The organism is Pseudomonas sp. B21-047, assembly GCF_024748775.1.
Classification (GTDB): domain Bacteria; phylum Pseudomonadota; class Gammaproteobacteria; order Pseudomonadales; family Pseudomonadaceae; genus Aquipseudomonas; species Aquipseudomonas capeferrum.
This window is the reverse complement of sequence record NZ_CP087169.1, coordinates 257,820-272,869: the sequence shown is the minus strand read 5'-3', so window position 1 is coordinate 272,869 and position 15,050 is coordinate 257,820. Positions and strand designations below refer to the sequence as shown.

Sequence of the window (15,050 nt, the reverse complement as noted above, 5' to 3'; positions counted from 1 at the left end):
CCGGTGCAGGCTAGCCCGATACGGTCAGTGCCACACCGCCATCAGCGCTTGCATCTCCGCGTCACTGATCAGCCCTTGGGGGTATCGCCCGGCAAGCAGACGTCGTGGGTCGGTCGTCCTGACCTGTTTGCTTCCATGGTGCTTCAACCACTGCGCCAGAACTTTGAGCGATTGATGATTCACTGCCGATGGGCACAAAGCCGACTCACTTGCTGCGTTCATTTCCACACGTACTCCCTTGCCCGTGAGCGGCTAATCTACGTAGATATTGTTACAGATCCAAGCGCCCGGCCAAGCCGAGCTATCTCGTTGAAAAACAATACAAAACATATGCCATTCGCGGCGCCGGACGTCGCCTGAAATAAAAAGCCCGTCAGATGACGGGCCTCTTCGTTCAGCGTGGCTTCAGCGCTTGAGCGGCGCGGGTTGCTGTTGGGTCAGGCAATGGATATTGCCCCCGCCCAGCAGCAGCTCACGGCCAGGGATCATCACCACTTCGTGGTCCGGGAAGATCTTGGCCAAGATCGCTCTGGCCTGGGCATCTGCAGGGTCATCGAAACTTGGCGCGATGATGCCACCGTTGACGATCAGGAAGTTCACATACGAGCCGGCCAGGCGTACCGACGGGTCGCGCTCCTGGCTACCGGCCACCTGGTCGACACCGTCACATTCTTCGGCAGTGGCATACAGCGGGCCCGGAATCGGCATCTTGTGCACCACGAACTCACGGCCTTTGGCATCGCGGGTGTTTTTCAGCACCTCCAGCGCGGCGTGGCAGCGTGCGTAGTTGGGGTCGTTGGAATCATCGGTCCAGGCCAGTAACACCTCACCTGGGCGCACGTAACAGCAGAAGTTGTCGACGTGGCCGTCGGTTTCGTCGTTGTACAGGCCGTCCGGCAGCCAGACCACGGTGTCGACCGCCAGGTGCTCGCGCAGCACCGCCTCGATCTGTTCGCGGCCCAGGTGCGGGTTGCGGTTGCGGTTGAGCAGGCATTCCTCGGTGGTGATCACGGTGCCTTCGCCGTCCACGTGGATCGAGCCACCTTCCAGCACGAAGCCCTCGGTCTGGTAGCGCTGGCAGCGCTCCATTTCCAGTACCTTGGCGGCCAGTTCCTCGTCACGGTTCCAGGGCGCGTAGAGGCCGCCCTCGAAACCGCCCCAGGCATTGAAGCCCCAGTCCACACCGCGCACTTCGCCGTGGTCGTTGATGACGAAGGTTGGGCCGGTATCGCGCACCCAGGCATCGTCATTGCTGATTTCCACCACGCGGATGTTCGGCAGGTCGAGTTGGCGACGGGCGTTTTCGTACTGGCCAGCGGAAACCCCCACGGTCACCGGCTCAAAGCGGGCGATGGCCTTGGCCAGCGTCACATGCGCAGCCTGCGCCGGTTTGCCACCCAGGCGCCAGTTGTCCGAACGCTCCGGCCAGACCATCCAGACTTGGGTCTGCGGCGCCCATTCAGCGGGCATATGGAAGCCGTCGGCACGGGGGGTGGAGTTGAGGGTTTTCATGGTTAACCTCTGCGTAGGCCCTGAGCCGATGTGCACTGGGGCGTTGGTAGTGTGTGTGTGTGTAGGAGCGGCCTTGCGTCGCGATGGGGCGCAAAGCGCCCCCGGCTATCGCAAATTTATAACCGATATATATCGGTATTAAAAGCAAAAAAGCCTGTCTAATTTAACCATCAAACCAATTACACCGATATCAATCGAAATAACCCCAAGCCTTCCCGCCAAACCCATGATATTTGTCTGCCACCACCCTAGCCGACGAGCTAGGCTGCATGCCATAGAACTTGGTTTTCCAGAGGCCATTTGAGATGCGCATACTCGTCACAGGCGGCGCCGGCTTCATTGGCTCGGCGCTGGTCCGCCACCTGATCGACAACACCGAACACGAAGTGCTCAACCTCGACAAGCTGACCTACGCCGGCAACCTCGAATCGCTGCAGAGCATCGCCAACAACACCCGATACGAATTCGTCCAGGCCGATATCGCCGACTCGGCAACCGTCAACGCCGTGCTCGAACGCTTTCAGCCTGGGGCGATCATGCACCTGGCAGCCGAGTCCCATGTGGACCGGTCGATCGACGGTCCGGCCGCGTTCATCCAGACCAACATCGTCGGCACTTACGCCCTGCTCGAAGCCACCCGCGCCTGGTGGAGCCAGCTGCCGGCCGAGCAGCGCCGTGCGTTCCGTTTTCACCATATCTCCACCGACGAAGTCTATGGCGACCTGCATGGCGCCAACGACCTGTTCCACGAGACCATGCCGTATGCGCCCAGCTCCCCCTATTCGGCGAGCAAGGCCGCCTCGGACCACCTGGTGCGCGCCTGGCACCGCACCTACGGGCTGCCGGTGCTGATTACCAACTGCTCGAACAACTACGGCCCTTACCATTTCCCCGAAAAGCTGATCCCGCTGATGATCCTCAATGCCTTGGCCGGCAAGCCACTGCCGGTGTATGGCAATGGCCAGCAAGTACGTGACTGGCTGTTCGTCGAAGACCACGCCCGGGCGTTGCTTGAAGTAGTGAGCCACGGACAGGTCGGCGAAACGTACAATATCGGTGGCCACAACGAGCAGAAGAACCTCGACGTGGTGCACGCCATCTGCGCCCTGCTCGAAGAGCTGGCGCCGCAGCACCCGCAAGGCGTGGCCCGCTATGCAGACCTGATCAGCTACGTCCAGGACCGCCCCGGCCACGACCTGCGCTATGCCATCGATGCCAGCAAGATCGAACGGGAACTGGGCTGGGTACCGCAAGAAACCTTCGCCAGCGGGCTGCGCAAGACGGTGCAGTGGTACCTGGACAACCTGCAATGGTGCCGTCATGTCCAGGATGGCAGCTACCAGGGTGAACGCCTGGGCAATACCGACATCAAGGAGCTCATTGCATGACCAAGGGCATCGTCCTGGCCGGAGGATCCGGCACACGCCTGCACCCCATCACCCTTGGGGTTTCCAAGCAACTGCTGCCGATTTACGACAAACCGATGATCTACTACCCGATTTCGGTGCTGATGCTCGCCGATATCCGCGAAATCCTGCTGATCTCGACACCCCAGGACCTGCCCCAGTATCGCCAGCTGTTCGGCGACGGCAGCCAGTTCGGCATCCACATCAACTATGCCGAGCAGCCCTCGCCCGATGGCCTGGCCCAGGCATTTCTGATCGGCGAGCAGTTCATCGGCGATGACTCGGTGTGCCTCATTCTTGGCGACAACATCTTCCACGGCCAGAGCTTCACCGAACAGTTGCAGCGCGCGGTCAACCACCCGAGTGGCGCCACGGTATTCGGCTATTGGGTCAAGGACCCGGAGCGCTTCGGCGTGGTCGAGTTCGACGAGCAAGGCAATGCCCTGTCCATCGAAGAGAAGCCCCTCAAGCCCAAGTCCAGCTATGCGGTGACGGGCCTGTACTTCTACGACAACGACGTGATCGAAATTGCCAAGGGCATCCGCCCCTCCGAGCGGGGCGAACTTGAAATCACCGATGTCACCAATGCCTACCTCAAGCGCGGCGACCTGCGCGTGGAGCGCTTTGGCCGCGGCTTTGCCTGGCTCGATACCGGGACTCACGAGAGCCTGCTGGATGCCTCGCAATATGTGCAGACCATCGAGAATCGCCAGGGGCTGAAGGTGGCCTGCCTGGAAGAAATCGCCTTCAACAAGGGCTGGATCACCCGTGACCAGTTGCTGGCCAAGGCTGAAAAACTCAAGAAGACCGGTTACGGTCAGTACCTGGGCAAACTGGCTAACGAGTCTGCATGAACATCATCCCCACCGAGATCCCTGATGTACTGATCATCGAACCGACGGTATACGGTGACAGCCGAGGCTTCTTCTTCGAAGCCTTCAACGCCCGTGAGTTTGCCAAGCAGACCGGCGTTGCCGTGGACTTCGTCCAGGACAACCACTCCCGCTCCCTCAAGGGCGTGTTGCGCGGCCTGCACTATCAGGTGGAAAACACCCAAGGCAAACTGGTGCGCGTGGTACAGGGCGAGATCCGCGATATTGCCGTGGATGTGCGCAAGAGCTCGCCAACTTTCGGCCAGTGGGTTGCCGTGCACCTGTCGGCCGACAATCATCGCCAATTGTGGATTCCACCTGGCTTTGCCCACGGTTTTGCGGTGGTCAGCGAAACGGCCGAGTTCCTCTACAAGACCACCGACTACTACAACCCAGGCGCCGACCGTTGCATCCGCTGGGACGACGCGCAGCTGGCCATCGACTGGCAACTCGAAGGGCCGCCGGTGCTGTCGGAAAAGGACAAGGTCGGCGTACCGCTGAGTGAGGCGCAACTGCTGCCATGAAGATTGTCGTATGTGGCCGTAACGGCCAGGTAGCCCAGGCGCTGCAGGCGCAGCTGGTCGGCCTTGGCGAGCTTCACGTGCTCGGGCGCGAGCAACTGGACCTGGCCCAGCCCGAGGCCCTGCGTGGCCCGCTGCGCCAGCTGGCCCCCGACCTGATCATCAATGCGGGTGCCTACACGGCGGTCGACCAGGCCGAGCACGAGCCAGAGCGCGCCTTTGCGATCAATGCCCACGGCCCTGGCGTACTTGCCGAAGAAGCGGCACGGCTCGGCGCGCCGCTTATCCACTACTCCACCGACTACGTTTTCGACGGCAGCAAGGCCACGCCCTATACCGAACAAGACGCCCCCAACCCCCTGGGAGTCTACGGCCAAAGCAAACTTGCAGGCGAGCAGGCGATTGCCGCAGTGGCCGGCCAGCACTTGATCCTGCGCACCAGCTGGGTTTATTCGCTGTACGGGCGCAACTTTCTGCTGACCCTGCAGCGCCTGCTGCAAGAGAAGCCTCAACTGCGCATTGTCGACGATCAGATCGGCGCACCGACCTGGGCCGGCAGCATTGCCGCCAGCACCCGTGTATTGGTCGAACGTTGGCAGGCCGGGCAGGCGGGCGCCTGGGGCACCTACCACCTCACCGCGCAAGGCGAGACGTCCTGGTTCGGCTTCGCCCAGGCCATCGCCGAGCAACTCAAGGCCCAAGGCCTGCCCTGCGCCGAACTGCTGCCAATCCCGTCCAGCGACTACCCCACGCCGGCCCGCAGGCCGCTCAACTCACGCCTGGACTGCTCACGCCTGGCCCACGAATGGCACATCCGCCTGCCACACTGGCAGCAGGCGCTGATCGACTGCCTCAAGTAGCGCATAATTGCGTCAGACTTTTCTGGCGCACTTACGTGATGATTGCAAAACCCACGCCCCCACGCCGTCCCCGCTGGCGCAGCCTGGCCCTGCTGGCCCTGTGCCTGGCCCCGCTGCTGTGGCCGCTGCATCACCTGGCCGAGCGCTACTACCAGGAAGAACTGGCCTCACAGAACCGCCAGACCCTCGACCTGTACGTCGCCAACCTGCTCGGCACCCTGCACCGCTACGAAACCCTGCCGCAGATCCTCGGCGACCTGCCGGCCCTGCGCGGCGTGCTGGCTGACCCGTTCCGCCTGGAAGCGGTGACCAACGCCAACCGCCTGCTCAAGAACATCGTCCAGCAGACCGGTGCCGAGGTCATGTACCTGATGGACGTCAGCGGCAACACCCTGGCCGCCTCCAACTGGGACAAGCACGACAGTTTCGTCGGCCGTAACTTCGCCTTCCGCCCTTACTTCAACGAGGCCATGGCCGGCCACCTGGGGCGCTTCTTCGGCCAGGGCACCACCTCGGCCAAGCGTGGCTACTTCTTCGCCGCAGCGGTGCGGGACCGCGAGCGCATCGTTGGCGTGCTGGTGGTCAAGGTCGACCTGGACCACACCGAAACCCTCTGGGGCCGCACCCCAGAGCAACTCTTGCTGACCGACCATAACGGCGTGGTGATCCTGACCTCACGGCCCGACTGGCGCTTCCGTGCCACCCGCGCGCTGACCGAGGCCGAGCGCCAGGCGATCATCGCCATCCAGCCGTACCCAACCCAGGCCCCGCAGCCGCTGCTGCTCAGCCAGAATGCGTGGATCACCCAGACCCGCGACATCAAGGAAACCGGCTGGCAAGTCAGCATCCTCGCGCCACGCATGCTGGTCGACCGCTCGGTGCAGACGGTGATGGCCATCGGCGCCGGCACGCTGCTGGTGATGATGCTGCTGGCCGGCCTGGTGATGCAGCGGCGGCGCCACTACATCGACCGTATCGACTTCGAGGCCCGTGGCCGCCAAGAGCTGGAAAAGCGCGTGGCCGAACGTACCGCCGACCTCGAAGGCCTCAATACCCGCCTCAAAAGTGCCGTGCTGGAACGTGAAAATGCCCAGCAGGAAGCCGTGCGGGCCCAGGACGAACTGGTCCAGGCCGGCAAGCTGTCGGTGCTGGGCACCATGTCGGCGAGTATCAGCCACGAGCTCAACCAGCCGCTGGCGGCCATTCGCAGTTACGCCGAGAACGCCGAGATCTTGCTTGACCATCAACGCACCGACGACGCCCGCGGCAACCTCAAGCTGATCGGTGAACTGACCGGGCGCATGGCCTCTATCATCGCCCACCTGCGCGCCTTCGCCCGCCGCGACCGCCACGCCCCGGAGAGCGTGGCCCTGCAGCCGGCACTGGACGATGCCCTGGCCTTGCTGGCCAAGCGCCGCCGCGCGATGGCCGTCGAGCTGATCCGCGACCTGCCAGAGGCCACGTTGTGGGTACAGGCCGGCGAAACCCGCCTGCGCCAGGTACTGGGCAACTTGCTGGCCAACGCCCTCGACGCCCTGACCGAAAAGGCCAACCCGCGCCGTCTGTGGCTGAGTGCCGAACAGCGCGATGGCTACGTCTACCTGTTCATCCGCGACAACGGCCCTGGCTTCAGCCGCCAGGCGCTGGAGCATGCCAAGGAGCCGTTCTTCACCACCAAGACCCGCACCCAGGGCCTGGGCCTGGGGCTGGCCATCTGCGAAAGCCTGATGCGCGCGCTGGGCGGTGAACTGCTACTGGCCAACCACCCTGAAGGCGGCGCCTTGCTTACCCTGCAACTGCGCGTGGCCGCACCCGGCGCTACCCTGCCCAATTCGGAGGACCCCTCGGCATGACCCCCGAGACACTGATCGACAGCCAAGCCCAGGTCATTCTGGTCGACGACGACCCCCACCTGCGCCAAGCGCTGAGCCAGACCTTGGACCTTGCCGGGCTCAAGGTGGTGGCGCTGGCCGATGCCCAAGGCCTGGCCGAGCGTATCGAAGCCGACTGGCCCGGTGTGGTGGTCAGCGACATCCGCATGCCTGGCATCGATGGCCTGCAACTGCTGGAGCAACTGCACGGGCGCGACAGCGAGCTGCCGGTGCTGCTGATTACCGGCCACGGCGATGTGCCGTTGGCGGTACAGGCGATGCGCGCCGGTGCCTATGACTTCCTTGAAAAACCGTTTGCCAGCGACGCCCTGCTCGACAGCGTGCGCCGCGCCCTGGCCCTGCGCCGCCTGGTGCTGGACAACCGCAGCCTGCGCCTGGCCTTGAGCGACCGCCAGCAACTGGCCACGCGCCTGGTGGGCCAGTCGCCGTCGATGCTGCGCCTGCGCGAGCAGATCGGCGCCTTGGCCGGTACCCGCGCCGATGTGCTGATACTGGGTGAGACCGGTGCCGGCAAAGAGGTGGTGGCCCGCGCCCTGCACGACCTGTCCAGCCGCCGTGACGGGCCATTCGTGGCGATCAACGCCGGGGCACTGGCCGAGTCGGTGGTCGAGAGCGAGTTGTTCGGCCACGAACCTGGCGCCTTCACCGGTGCGCAGAAGCGGCGCATCGGCAAGTTCGAATTCGCCAATGGCGGCACGCTGTTTCTCGATGAAATCGAAAGCATGAGCCTGGATGTTCAGGTCAAACTGCTGCGCATGTTGCAGGAGCGGGTGGTCGAGCGCCTGGGCGGCAACCAGCTGATCCCGCTGGATATCCGCATCATTGCGGCCACCAAGGAAGACCTGCGCCAGTCCGCCGACCAGGGGCGCTTCCGCGCCGACCTGTATTACCGCCTGAACGTGGCGCCGCTGCGCATACCCCCGCTGCGTGAGCGCGGTGACGACATCCTGGTGTTGTTCCAGCACTTCGCCGATGCCGCCAGCCAGCGCCACGGCTTGACGCCGCACACCCTGCAGCCCGCCCAGCGCGCCATGCTGCTGCGCCACGCCTGGCCTGGCAATGTGCGGGAGCTGCAGAACGCTGCAGAACGCTTTGCCCTGGGCCTTGAGCTTGCTCTCGACGGCCAGGCACCGGCTGCGACAACGCCGGCGCCGGTGGTAGTGGCCGGCAACCTCAGCGAACAGGTCGAGCAGTTCGAGCGCTCGCTGATTGCCGCCGAGCTTGCCCAACCCCACAGCTCCATGCGTAGCCTGGCCGAGGCACTGGGCATTCCACGCAAGACCTTGCATGACAAGCTGCGCAAGCACAGCCTCAGTTTTGACGGCGGCAGCGGCGGGCACGACGACCAGGAGGACAACCGTCCATGAGCACCGACAGCCAGTACCTGCAGGGCGTACTGCACAGCGACATCCCCCTCACGCGGGAAATGGGCCTGGAGGTCATCGACTGGCAGCAGCACACCCTGCGCCTGCAGCTGCCGCTGGCGGCCAATGTCAACCACAAGAGCACCATGTTCGGCGGCAGCTTGTACTGCGCTGCGGTACTGGTGGGCTGGGGGTGGCTGCACCTGCGCTTGCGCGAGTTGGGCATCGATGACGGGCATATCGTCATCCAGGAGGGGCAGATCAGTTACCCGTTGCCGGTCACCGGTACGGCGGTGGCCCGCTGTGCGGCGCCGGATGAAAAGAGCTGGGCGCGCTTCGTGACGATGTACCAGCGCCGTGGGCGGGCGCGGCTGACGCTGGAGACTACCGTCAGCAATGCCGGCAGCGACGAACCGGCCGTGCAGTTCAGCGGGCAGTACGTTCTGCACCGCTGATTGCCTGCACGCACCCTAGTTGTTGTAGGCGCGGCGCGACAGGTCGATCAAGGCCTGGCGCCAGCTGGCAGCGCTGGGCAAGGCCAGGAAAAACGGGTTCAGCAGTGACTCACGCGGCGGATAGCGGAACGGCTGGCCGTCCAGCTCGATGACCTCGCCACCGGCACCTTCGACCACCCCCTGCGCCGCAGCAGTGTCCCACTGCGAAGTCGGCGCCAGGCGCGGGTAGCAATCGGCGCTGCCTTCGGCCAGCAGGCAGAACTTCAGCGAGCTGCCGATATTGGCCAGTGCCAGGTCCCCCACCGCAGCCCCTAGCCCGGCCAGCAGCGCTTCTTGCTCCGGGCTGGAATGACGACGGCTGGCGACTACGGTGAAACGGCCATCGGCAGGCGGTGCATTGCGTACCTGGATCGGCTCGGCAGCTTCACCCGCCTCGGCACGCCAGGCACCCAACTGGCGGCCGCCAAAGTAACAGCGCCCGTTGGTCGGCATCGACACCACGCCAAACACCACCTCAGCGTTTTCGATCAGCGCGATGTTGACCGTGAACTCTTCACTGCCTGCAATGAATTCCTTGGTGCCGTCCAGCGGGTCGACCAGCCACCAGCGGCTCCAGCCCTGGCGCTCGGCCAGCGAGATGTCGCAGTCTTCCTCGGACAGCACCGGGATGTGCGGCGCCAGCGCCAGCAAGCCATCGGCAATGACCCGGTGCGCCGCCAGGTCTGCCGCAGTGACCGGTGAATCGTCGGCCTTGTTGCTGACCGCCACATCGGCGCGCCAGAACGGCAGAATCGCCTGGCCCGCCACCTGGGCCAGCTTGACCACTTCGTGCATCAGTTGCAGGTCGTTCATAGCTCCAGCAGCCCCCGCTGGCTCAGCAGGTCGCGCGCCAGGTACAGCGCCGCCAAGGCGCGGCCCTCGGTGAACTGCGGGTGCATGGCCAGGGCCGACAGCTCGCGCAGGTTGACCTTGTCGACCCGCATCGGCTCCGGCTCATCGCCTTCAAGCTGCTCTTCATACAGGTCGGTCGCCAGCACCACCTGGATCTTCTGGCTCATGTAGCCAGGCGACAGCGACAGTTCGGTCAGGTGCTCCAGTTGCCGCGCCCCAAAACCGGCCTCTTCCTTGAGCTCCCGGTCTGCCGCCGCCAGCACGTCCTCGCCCGGTTCGATGAGGCCCTTGGGCAACGACAGCTCGTATTCGTCCGTGCCGCCGCAGTATTCCTCGACCAGCACAGCATGTTCGGCGTCGAGCATCGCCACGATCATCACCGCCCCGTAACCGTTGCCCCGGCCGACCAGTCGCTCGTAGGTGCGCTCGGCACCATTACTGAAGCGCAATTGCACGGCCTCGACGCGGAACAGGCGGCTGCTGGCGACGATTTCGCGGTTGAGGACGGTGGGTTTCTGGCGCATGGGGCAGCTCCTGGGCGTGAACGGGTTACTATACCGTGGCTAGCCGACTGAACGAGAGTTTCCCATGTCTGTTCTTCCCTGGTCTGCCATCGATACCGTCCTGCTGGACATGGACGGCACGCTGCTCGACCTGCACTACGACAACCGATTCTGGCTGGACCACCTGCCCCAGCGCTATGCCGAGCTGCATGGCGTCAGCCGGGCCATGGCAGAAATGGAGCTGCAGCCGCTGTTCGAGCGCAATGCCGGCACGCTCAACTGGTACTGCCTGGACTTCTGGAGCCGTGAGCTGAAGCTGCCGATCCGTGAGCTCAAGCGCGAGATCGCCGACCTGATCGCCCTGCGCCCGGATGCCGACACCTTCCTGGCCGCCATCCGCCAGGCGGGCAAGCGCGTGGTGATGATCACCAATGCCCACCGCGATTCGTTGTCACTGAAGTTGGAGCGGGTAGAACTGGCGCCGTACTTCGAGCGGCTGATCAGTTCGCATGACTATGGCTACCCCAAGGAAAGCCCACAGTTCTGGGATGCGTTGCAGGCGGATATCGGCTTCGACCCGGCGCGCAGCCTGTTTATCGACGACACCCTGGCCATTTTGCGCAGCGCACGGCAGTTTGGGGTCGGCCACTTGCTGGCAGTGAGGCAACCGGACAGCCAGGCAGCGCCGCGCGATACCCAGGAGTTTGCCGCGGTAGAGGATTACCGGGATTTGTTGTCGGGTCTTTGAGGGCCTCTTCGCGGGGCAAGCCCGCCCCCACAGGTAAGCAAAACCCTTGAGCATTGCAGGGTGCCTGTGGGAGCGGGCTTGCCCCGCGAAAGAGCCAGCACGATCTATCAGTCCGGAATGCGCAACACCTGCCCCGGATAGATCTTGTCCGGGTGCGACAGCATCGGCTTGTTGGCCTCGAAGATCTTGTTGTACTGGTTGGCATTGCCATACACGACTACGGCAATGGCTGACAGCGTGTCACCCTTTTTCACGGTAACGAAGCGCGCCGCCTGAACGACCGGCCCTGTTACGGTGATCTGATCATCAACGCTGGCCACACCGTTGATGTTGCCCGCCGCCAGAATGATCTTCTCTTTCTCCTCCTGGCTGGCAACCTCGCCTTTGAGGATGATCGTGTCGCCCTCTACAGTGGCGGTGATGTTCGGATTTCCCAGGCCGACGCTTTCCACGTGCTTTTTCAACTGGTCCTCGGCATTGGCATTACCGGGGGTCAGCAGGTCGATCAACTTCTCGCCGGCTTCCTTCACGAAACTGAACAGGCTCATTGCGTTCTCCTTGTTGATAAAACCTCGGAGCCAGGAGTCTAGGCCAGGATTACCCGATATGCCCCTGCCGCGACCAATCGACGCGGTCTATCAAGGCATAGACCCTAGCGATTAGACGAGACCGTCCCACAGGCCTAGGCTTGGGCTATCAAATCGCCGCCGGTAGCCAGCCCCGATGAACAGCAAACCTCCGGTCTGCGCGGCCTCATCGCCTTTGGCCTTGCCCGCCGCCAGCAACACCTACGATTATGCCCAGCTCGGCGACGCCGAGCTCGCCAGTACGCCCCTGGCCGAAGAAGTGGCCTTGGCCATTGCCTACAACGGCCTCAACCAAGCGGTGATGCTGGTCAGCCCTACCGACCTTGAAGACTTTGCCGTCGGCTTCAGCGTCGGCGCCGGGCTTGTCGAAGGCACCCACGAGATCTATGACCTCAAGCTGTCCGGCAGCGGTTCGGCCCTGTACGCCGACCTGGAAATCTCCAGCCGTGCCTTCTGGAACCTGAAGAACCAGCGCCGCCAGCTGGCCGGCACCAGCGGCTGCGGCCTGTGCGGGGTCGAAGCACTCGAGCAGGCACTGCCCGAGCTGGCCGAACTGCCCGGCGCGCCCTTGCCGCCTGCGCACTGGCTGGCAGGCCTGCGTGGGCGTATCGACGCCTTCCAGCCGCTCGGCCAGCATTGCGGCGCGGTGCATGCGGCACTGTTCATGGACCGTAACGGCGAACTGCTGCTCGGCCGCGAAGACATCGGCCGGCACAACGCCCTCGACAAACTGATCGGAGCCCTGCTGCGCCAAGGCATCGACAGCACCGGCGGCCTGGCCATCGTCACCAGCCGCTGCAGCCTGGAGCTGATCCAGAAGGTGCTGCGTGCCGGCATCCAGACCCTGGTCAGCCTCTCGGCACCCACCGGCCTGGCCCTGCAATGGGCGCGCAAGCACAACCTCAACCTCATTCACTTGCCCAAACACAGTGCACCGCGGGTCTACAGCCCAGCGGCGGAGTCGTAACAGCCGTGACCTCGTACCAGCCCCTCCCTGACAACGCCCCAGCCGCCCCCCCTCGCTACAAGCCCTACCACGGCCCCGCCGGAGGCTGGGGCGCGTTGCGCAGCGTGGCCAAGGCTTGGGTCGGCAGCGATAACGCACTGAAGAACATCCGCGCGCTGCTCAAGACCAACCAGAACGGCGGCTTCGACTGCCCCGGCTGCGCCTGGGGCGATTCGCCCGAAAGCGGCATGGTCAAGTTCTGCGAGAACGGCGCCAAGGCGGTCAACTGGGAAGCCACCAAGCGCCGCGTGGACGCCGCCTTTTTCGCCCGCTACAGCGTCAGCGCGCTGCGCGAGCAGAGCGATTACTGGCTGGAGTACCAGGGGCGCCTGACCGAACCGATGGTCTACGACGCACTACAGGACCGCTACCAGCCCATCAGTTGGGATGCCGCCTTTGCCCTGATCGCCCGCGAACTGAACAACCTGGCCACCCCTGACCAGGCCGAGTTCTACACCTCGGGGCGGGCCAGCAACGAAGCCGCCTACCTCTACCAGCTGTTCGTGCGGGCCTACGGCACCAACAACTTCCCCGATTGCTCGAACATGTGCCACGAAGCCAGCGGCGTGGCCCTGGGGCAAAGCGTCGGCGTCGGCAAGGGCACGGTCACCTACGACGACTTCGAGCATGCCGATGCGATCTTTGTCTGGGGCCAGAACCCGGGCACCAACCACCCACGCATGCTCGACCCGCTGCGCGATGCGGTGAAACGCGGCGCCCAGGTGGTGTGCGTAAACCCGCTGAAAGAGCGTGGCCTGGAGCGTTTCCAGCACCCGCAGAACCCGCTGGAGATGTTGACCAACAGTGACCGGCCGACCAACACCGCGTTCTTCCGCCCGGCCCTCGGTGGCGATATGGCGCTGCTGCGCGGCATGGCCAAGTTCGTCCTGCAGTGGGAACGTGAGGCCCAGGCCAACGGCGAACCTGCTGTGTTCGACCATGCCTTCATCGCCGAGCATGGTCACGGCGTCGATGACTACCTGGCAGTGGTCGATGCCACGCCGTGGGCGCATATCCAGACGCAATCCGGCCTGGCCCTGGCCGACATCGAGCTGGCCGCGCGCATGTTTTGCCGTGGCAAGCGGGTGATCATGTGCTGGGCGATGGGTATCACCCAGCATCGCCATTCGGTGCCGACCATCCAGGAAATCGTCAACCTGCAGATGCTGCGCGGCAACATCGGCGCGCCAGGCGCCGGCCTGTGCCCGGTGCGTGGCCACAGCAACGTGCAGGGCGACCGCACCATGGGTATCAACGAGCGCCCGCCGCTGGCACTGCTCGACGCCCTCGAGAAGCGCTTCAACTTCCCCGTGCCGCGGCACAACGGCCACAACACCGTCGAAGCCATCCACGCCATGCTCGACGGCCGTGCCAAGGTGTTCATCGGCTTGGGCGGCAACTTCGCCCAGGCCACGCCAGACACCGCGCGTACCGCGCAGGCGCTGCGCAACTGCGAGCTGACCGTGCACATCAGCACCAAACTCAACCGCAGCCACCTGGTGCACGGCAAGCAGGCATTGATCCTGCCGTGCCTGGGCCGTACCGATATCGACCTGCAGGCCGACGGGCCACAGGCGGTGACCGTGGAAGACTCGTTCAGCATGGTCCATGCCTCCAACGGCCAGTTGAAGCCGCTGACGACGCAGATGCGCTCGGAGCCTGCGGTGGTTGCCGGTATCGCTGCCGCCACCCTGGGCAAGCAGCCGGTCGACTGGCACTGGCTGGTTGCCGACTACGACCGCATCCGCGACCTGATCGGCGACACCATTGCCGGCTTCAGCGGCTTCAACCAGCGCCTGCGCGAGCCGGGTGGCTTCTACCTGGGCAACAGCGCCGCCAACCGCGAATGGCAGACCAGCACCGGGCGCGCCAATTTCAAGGCCAACTTGCTGCCGGACACCTTGCTTGATGAGCGCGTGCGGGCCAGCGGCCAATTGCCCGACCTGGTCATGCAGTCGATGCGTTCGCACGATCAGTACAACACCACCATCTATGGCCTGGATGACCGCTACCGAGGCGTGCGCGGCCAGCGTGAGGTGCTGTTCGTCAACGAGGCCGACATCATCCGCCTTGGCTTCCAGCCGGGGCAGAAGGTCGACATCGTCTCGTTGTGGGGGGATGAGCATGTGCGCCGTGTGCACGGCTTCACCTTGCTGGCCTTCGATATCCCGGCCGGGCAGGCGGCGGCCTATTATCCAGAGGTGAACCCGCTGGTGCCGTTGGAGAGCATTGGCGATGGCAGCCATACGCCGACGTCCAAATTCATTGCCATCAAGCTGGAACGTGCGCGGGACGACGGGCGTATTCTGTAGCGCTCGAAAGGCTTACGGCAAAAACGAAAAAGCCCTGTTCCGTAACGGTTCAGGGCTTTGTCATAAGTACCTCTGACAGCCAAAAAACAATAAAGTTTCACCTAGAAAACAGTAACTTAGA

The 15,050-nt window shown here is 64.1% G+C and carries 15 protein-coding genes; 10 read left to right on the top strand and 5 right to left on the bottom strand.

Going from position 1 to position 15,050, the window contains the following annotated elements; all coding sequences use genetic code 11:
* Positions 1 to 24 precede the first annotated feature (24 nt).
* Positions 25 to 222, bottom strand: coding sequence for a hypothetical protein (locus LOY26_RS01175; RefSeq protein WP_238338693.1), 198 nt, complete (start codon positions 220 to 222; stop codon positions 25 to 27).
* A 183-nt stretch (positions 223 to 405) separates the two neighbouring features.
* Positions 406 to 1,512, bottom strand: coding sequence for an agmatine deiminase (aguA, locus tag LOY26_RS01170; RefSeq protein ID WP_033703211.1), 1,107 nt, complete (start codon positions 1,510 to 1,512; stop codon positions 406 to 408).
* Positions 1,513 to 1,817: 305 nt separating this feature from the next.
* Here aguA and rfbB point away from each other — a divergent pair, with 305 nt between their 5' ends.
* Genes rfbB through LOY26_RS01135 form a run of 7 tightly spaced genes read left to right on the top strand, consistent with a single transcriptional unit; the run spans position 1,818 to position 8,882 of the window.
* A complete protein-coding gene (rfbB, locus tag LOY26_RS01165) occupies positions 1,818 to 2,900 on the top strand; it encodes a dTDP-glucose 4,6-dehydratase (RefSeq protein ID WP_258714307.1) in 1,083 nt (360 codons plus the stop codon).
* Positions 2,897 to 3,772, top strand: a complete 876-nt coding sequence (rfbA, locus tag LOY26_RS01160; RefSeq protein ID WP_033703213.1) for a glucose-1-phosphate thymidylyltransferase RfbA — start codon at positions 2,897 to 2,899, stop codon at positions 3,770 to 3,772. The genes rfbB and rfbA overlap by 4 nt, the downstream gene beginning before the upstream one ends.
* Entirely contained in the window at positions 3,769 to 4,314 is a 546-nt protein-coding gene (gene rfbC / locus LOY26_RS01155) for a dTDP-4-dehydrorhamnose 3,5-epimerase (protein ID WP_033703214.1), read from the top strand. Before rfbA ends, rfbC begins: the two co-directional genes overlap by 4 nt.
* Positions 4,311 to 5,171 (top strand): dTDP-4-dehydrorhamnose reductase, encoded by an 861-nt coding sequence (gene rfbD / locus LOY26_RS01150; protein ID WP_186661470.1) that lies wholly within the window; start codon positions 4,311 to 4,313, stop codon positions 5,169 to 5,171. Before rfbC ends, rfbD begins: the two co-directional genes overlap by 4 nt.
* A gap of 38 nt (positions 5,172 to 5,209) precedes the next feature.
* A complete protein-coding gene (locus LOY26_RS01145) occupies positions 5,210 to 7,024 on the top strand; it encodes an ATP-binding protein (RefSeq protein ID WP_186661468.1) in 1,815 nt (604 codons plus the stop codon).
* On the top strand, positions 7,021 to 8,430 hold the full coding sequence (locus LOY26_RS01140) for a sigma-54 dependent transcriptional regulator (RefSeq protein ID WP_186661465.1): 1,410 nt from the start codon (positions 7,021 to 7,023) through the stop codon (positions 8,428 to 8,430). The genes LOY26_RS01145 and LOY26_RS01140 overlap by 4 nt, the downstream gene beginning before the upstream one ends.
* On the top strand, positions 8,427 to 8,882 hold the full coding sequence (locus tag LOY26_RS01135; RefSeq protein WP_033703219.1) for a YiiD C-terminal domain-containing protein: 456 nt from the start codon (positions 8,427 to 8,429) through the stop codon (positions 8,880 to 8,882). The genes LOY26_RS01140 and LOY26_RS01135 overlap by 4 nt, the downstream gene beginning before the upstream one ends.
* A gap of 15 nt (positions 8,883 to 8,897) precedes the next feature.
* Here LOY26_RS01135 and cysQ read toward each other — a convergent pair whose 3' ends face one another.
* Positions 8,898 to 9,734, bottom strand: coding sequence for a 3'(2'),5'-bisphosphate nucleotidase CysQ (gene cysQ, locus LOY26_RS01130; protein WP_186661461.1), 837 nt, complete (start codon positions 9,732 to 9,734; stop codon positions 8,898 to 8,900).
* Complete coding sequence (nudE, locus tag LOY26_RS01125; RefSeq protein ID WP_033703221.1) at positions 9,731 to 10,297, bottom strand: ADP compounds hydrolase NudE; 567 nt, start codon at positions 10,295 to 10,297, stop codon at positions 9,731 to 9,733. The genes cysQ and nudE overlap by 4 nt, the downstream gene beginning before the upstream one ends.
* A gap of 64 nt (positions 10,298 to 10,361) precedes the next feature.
* Between nudE and yrfG the strand changes: the two genes are divergently transcribed.
* The gene (gene yrfG / locus LOY26_RS01120) at positions 10,362 to 11,024 is read left to right on the top strand and encodes a GMP/IMP nucleotidase (protein WP_047582917.1); all 663 of its coding nucleotides are present in this window, start codon (positions 10,362 to 10,364) and stop codon (positions 11,022 to 11,024) included.
* A 107-nt stretch (positions 11,025 to 11,131) separates the two neighbouring features.
* On the opposite strand, the gene lysM is transcribed toward yrfG, so the two are convergent.
* Complete coding sequence (gene lysM, locus LOY26_RS01115) at positions 11,132 to 11,572, bottom strand: peptidoglycan-binding protein LysM (protein ID WP_258714306.1); 441 nt, start codon at positions 11,570 to 11,572, stop codon at positions 11,132 to 11,134.
* Positions 11,573 to 11,747: 175 nt separating this feature from the next.
* Between lysM and fdhD the strand changes: the two genes are divergently transcribed.
* Both fdhD and LOY26_RS01105 read left to right on the top strand, forming a co-directional pair.
* Complete coding sequence (gene fdhD, locus LOY26_RS01110; RefSeq protein ID WP_258714305.1) at positions 11,748 to 12,578, top strand: formate dehydrogenase accessory sulfurtransferase FdhD; 831 nt, start codon at positions 11,748 to 11,750, stop codon at positions 12,576 to 12,578.
* Between the two features lie 5 nt (positions 12,579 to 12,583).
* Positions 12,584 to 14,929, top strand: coding sequence for an FdhF/YdeP family oxidoreductase (locus tag LOY26_RS01105; protein WP_258714304.1), 2,346 nt, complete (start codon positions 12,584 to 12,586; stop codon positions 14,927 to 14,929).
* Positions 14,930 to 15,050 lie beyond the last annotated feature (121 nt).

What these genes read in the sequence shown, in the direction of transcription:
- LOY26_RS01175 (WP_238338693.1), bottom strand. Translation starts at nt 222, where the DNA reads ATGAACGCAGCAAGTGAGTCGGCTTTGTGCCCATCGGCAGTGAATCAT.
- aguA (WP_033703211.1), bottom strand. Translation starts at nt 1,512, where the DNA reads ATGAAAACCCTCAACTCCACCCCCCGTGCCGACGGCTTCCATATGCCC.
- rfbB (WP_258714307.1), top strand. Translation starts at nt 1,818, where the DNA reads ATGCGCATACTCGTCACAGGCGGCGCCGGCTTCATTGGCTCGGCGCTG.
- rfbA (WP_033703213.1), top strand. Translation starts at nt 2,897, where the DNA reads ATGACCAAGGGCATCGTCCTGGCCGGAGGATCCGGCACACGCCTGCAC.
- rfbC (WP_033703214.1), top strand. Translation starts at nt 3,769, where the DNA reads ATGAACATCATCCCCACCGAGATCCCTGATGTACTGATCATCGAACCG.
- rfbD (WP_186661470.1), top strand. Translation starts at nt 4,311, where the DNA reads ATGAAGATTGTCGTATGTGGCCGTAACGGCCAGGTAGCCCAGGCGCTG.
- LOY26_RS01145 (WP_186661468.1), top strand. Translation starts at nt 5,210, where the DNA reads ATGATTGCAAAACCCACGCCCCCACGCCGTCCCCGCTGGCGCAGCCTG.
- LOY26_RS01140 (WP_186661465.1), top strand. Translation starts at nt 7,021, where the DNA reads ATGACCCCCGAGACACTGATCGACAGCCAAGCCCAGGTCATTCTGGTC.
- LOY26_RS01135 (WP_033703219.1), top strand. Translation starts at nt 8,427, where the DNA reads ATGAGCACCGACAGCCAGTACCTGCAGGGCGTACTGCACAGCGACATC.
- cysQ (WP_186661461.1), bottom strand. Translation starts at nt 9,734, where the DNA reads ATGAACGACCTGCAACTGATGCACGAAGTGGTCAAGCTGGCCCAGGTG.
- nudE (WP_033703221.1), bottom strand. Translation starts at nt 10,297, where the DNA reads ATGCGCCAGAAACCCACCGTCCTCAACCGCGAAATCGTCGCCAGCAGC.
- yrfG (WP_047582917.1), top strand. Translation starts at nt 10,362, where the DNA reads ATGTCTGTTCTTCCCTGGTCTGCCATCGATACCGTCCTGCTGGACATG.
- lysM (WP_258714306.1), bottom strand. Translation starts at nt 11,572, where the DNA reads ATGAGCCTGTTCAGTTTCGTGAAGGAAGCCGGCGAGAAGTTGATCGAC.
- fdhD (WP_258714305.1), top strand. Translation starts at nt 11,748, where the DNA reads ATGAACAGCAAACCTCCGGTCTGCGCGGCCTCATCGCCTTTGGCCTTG.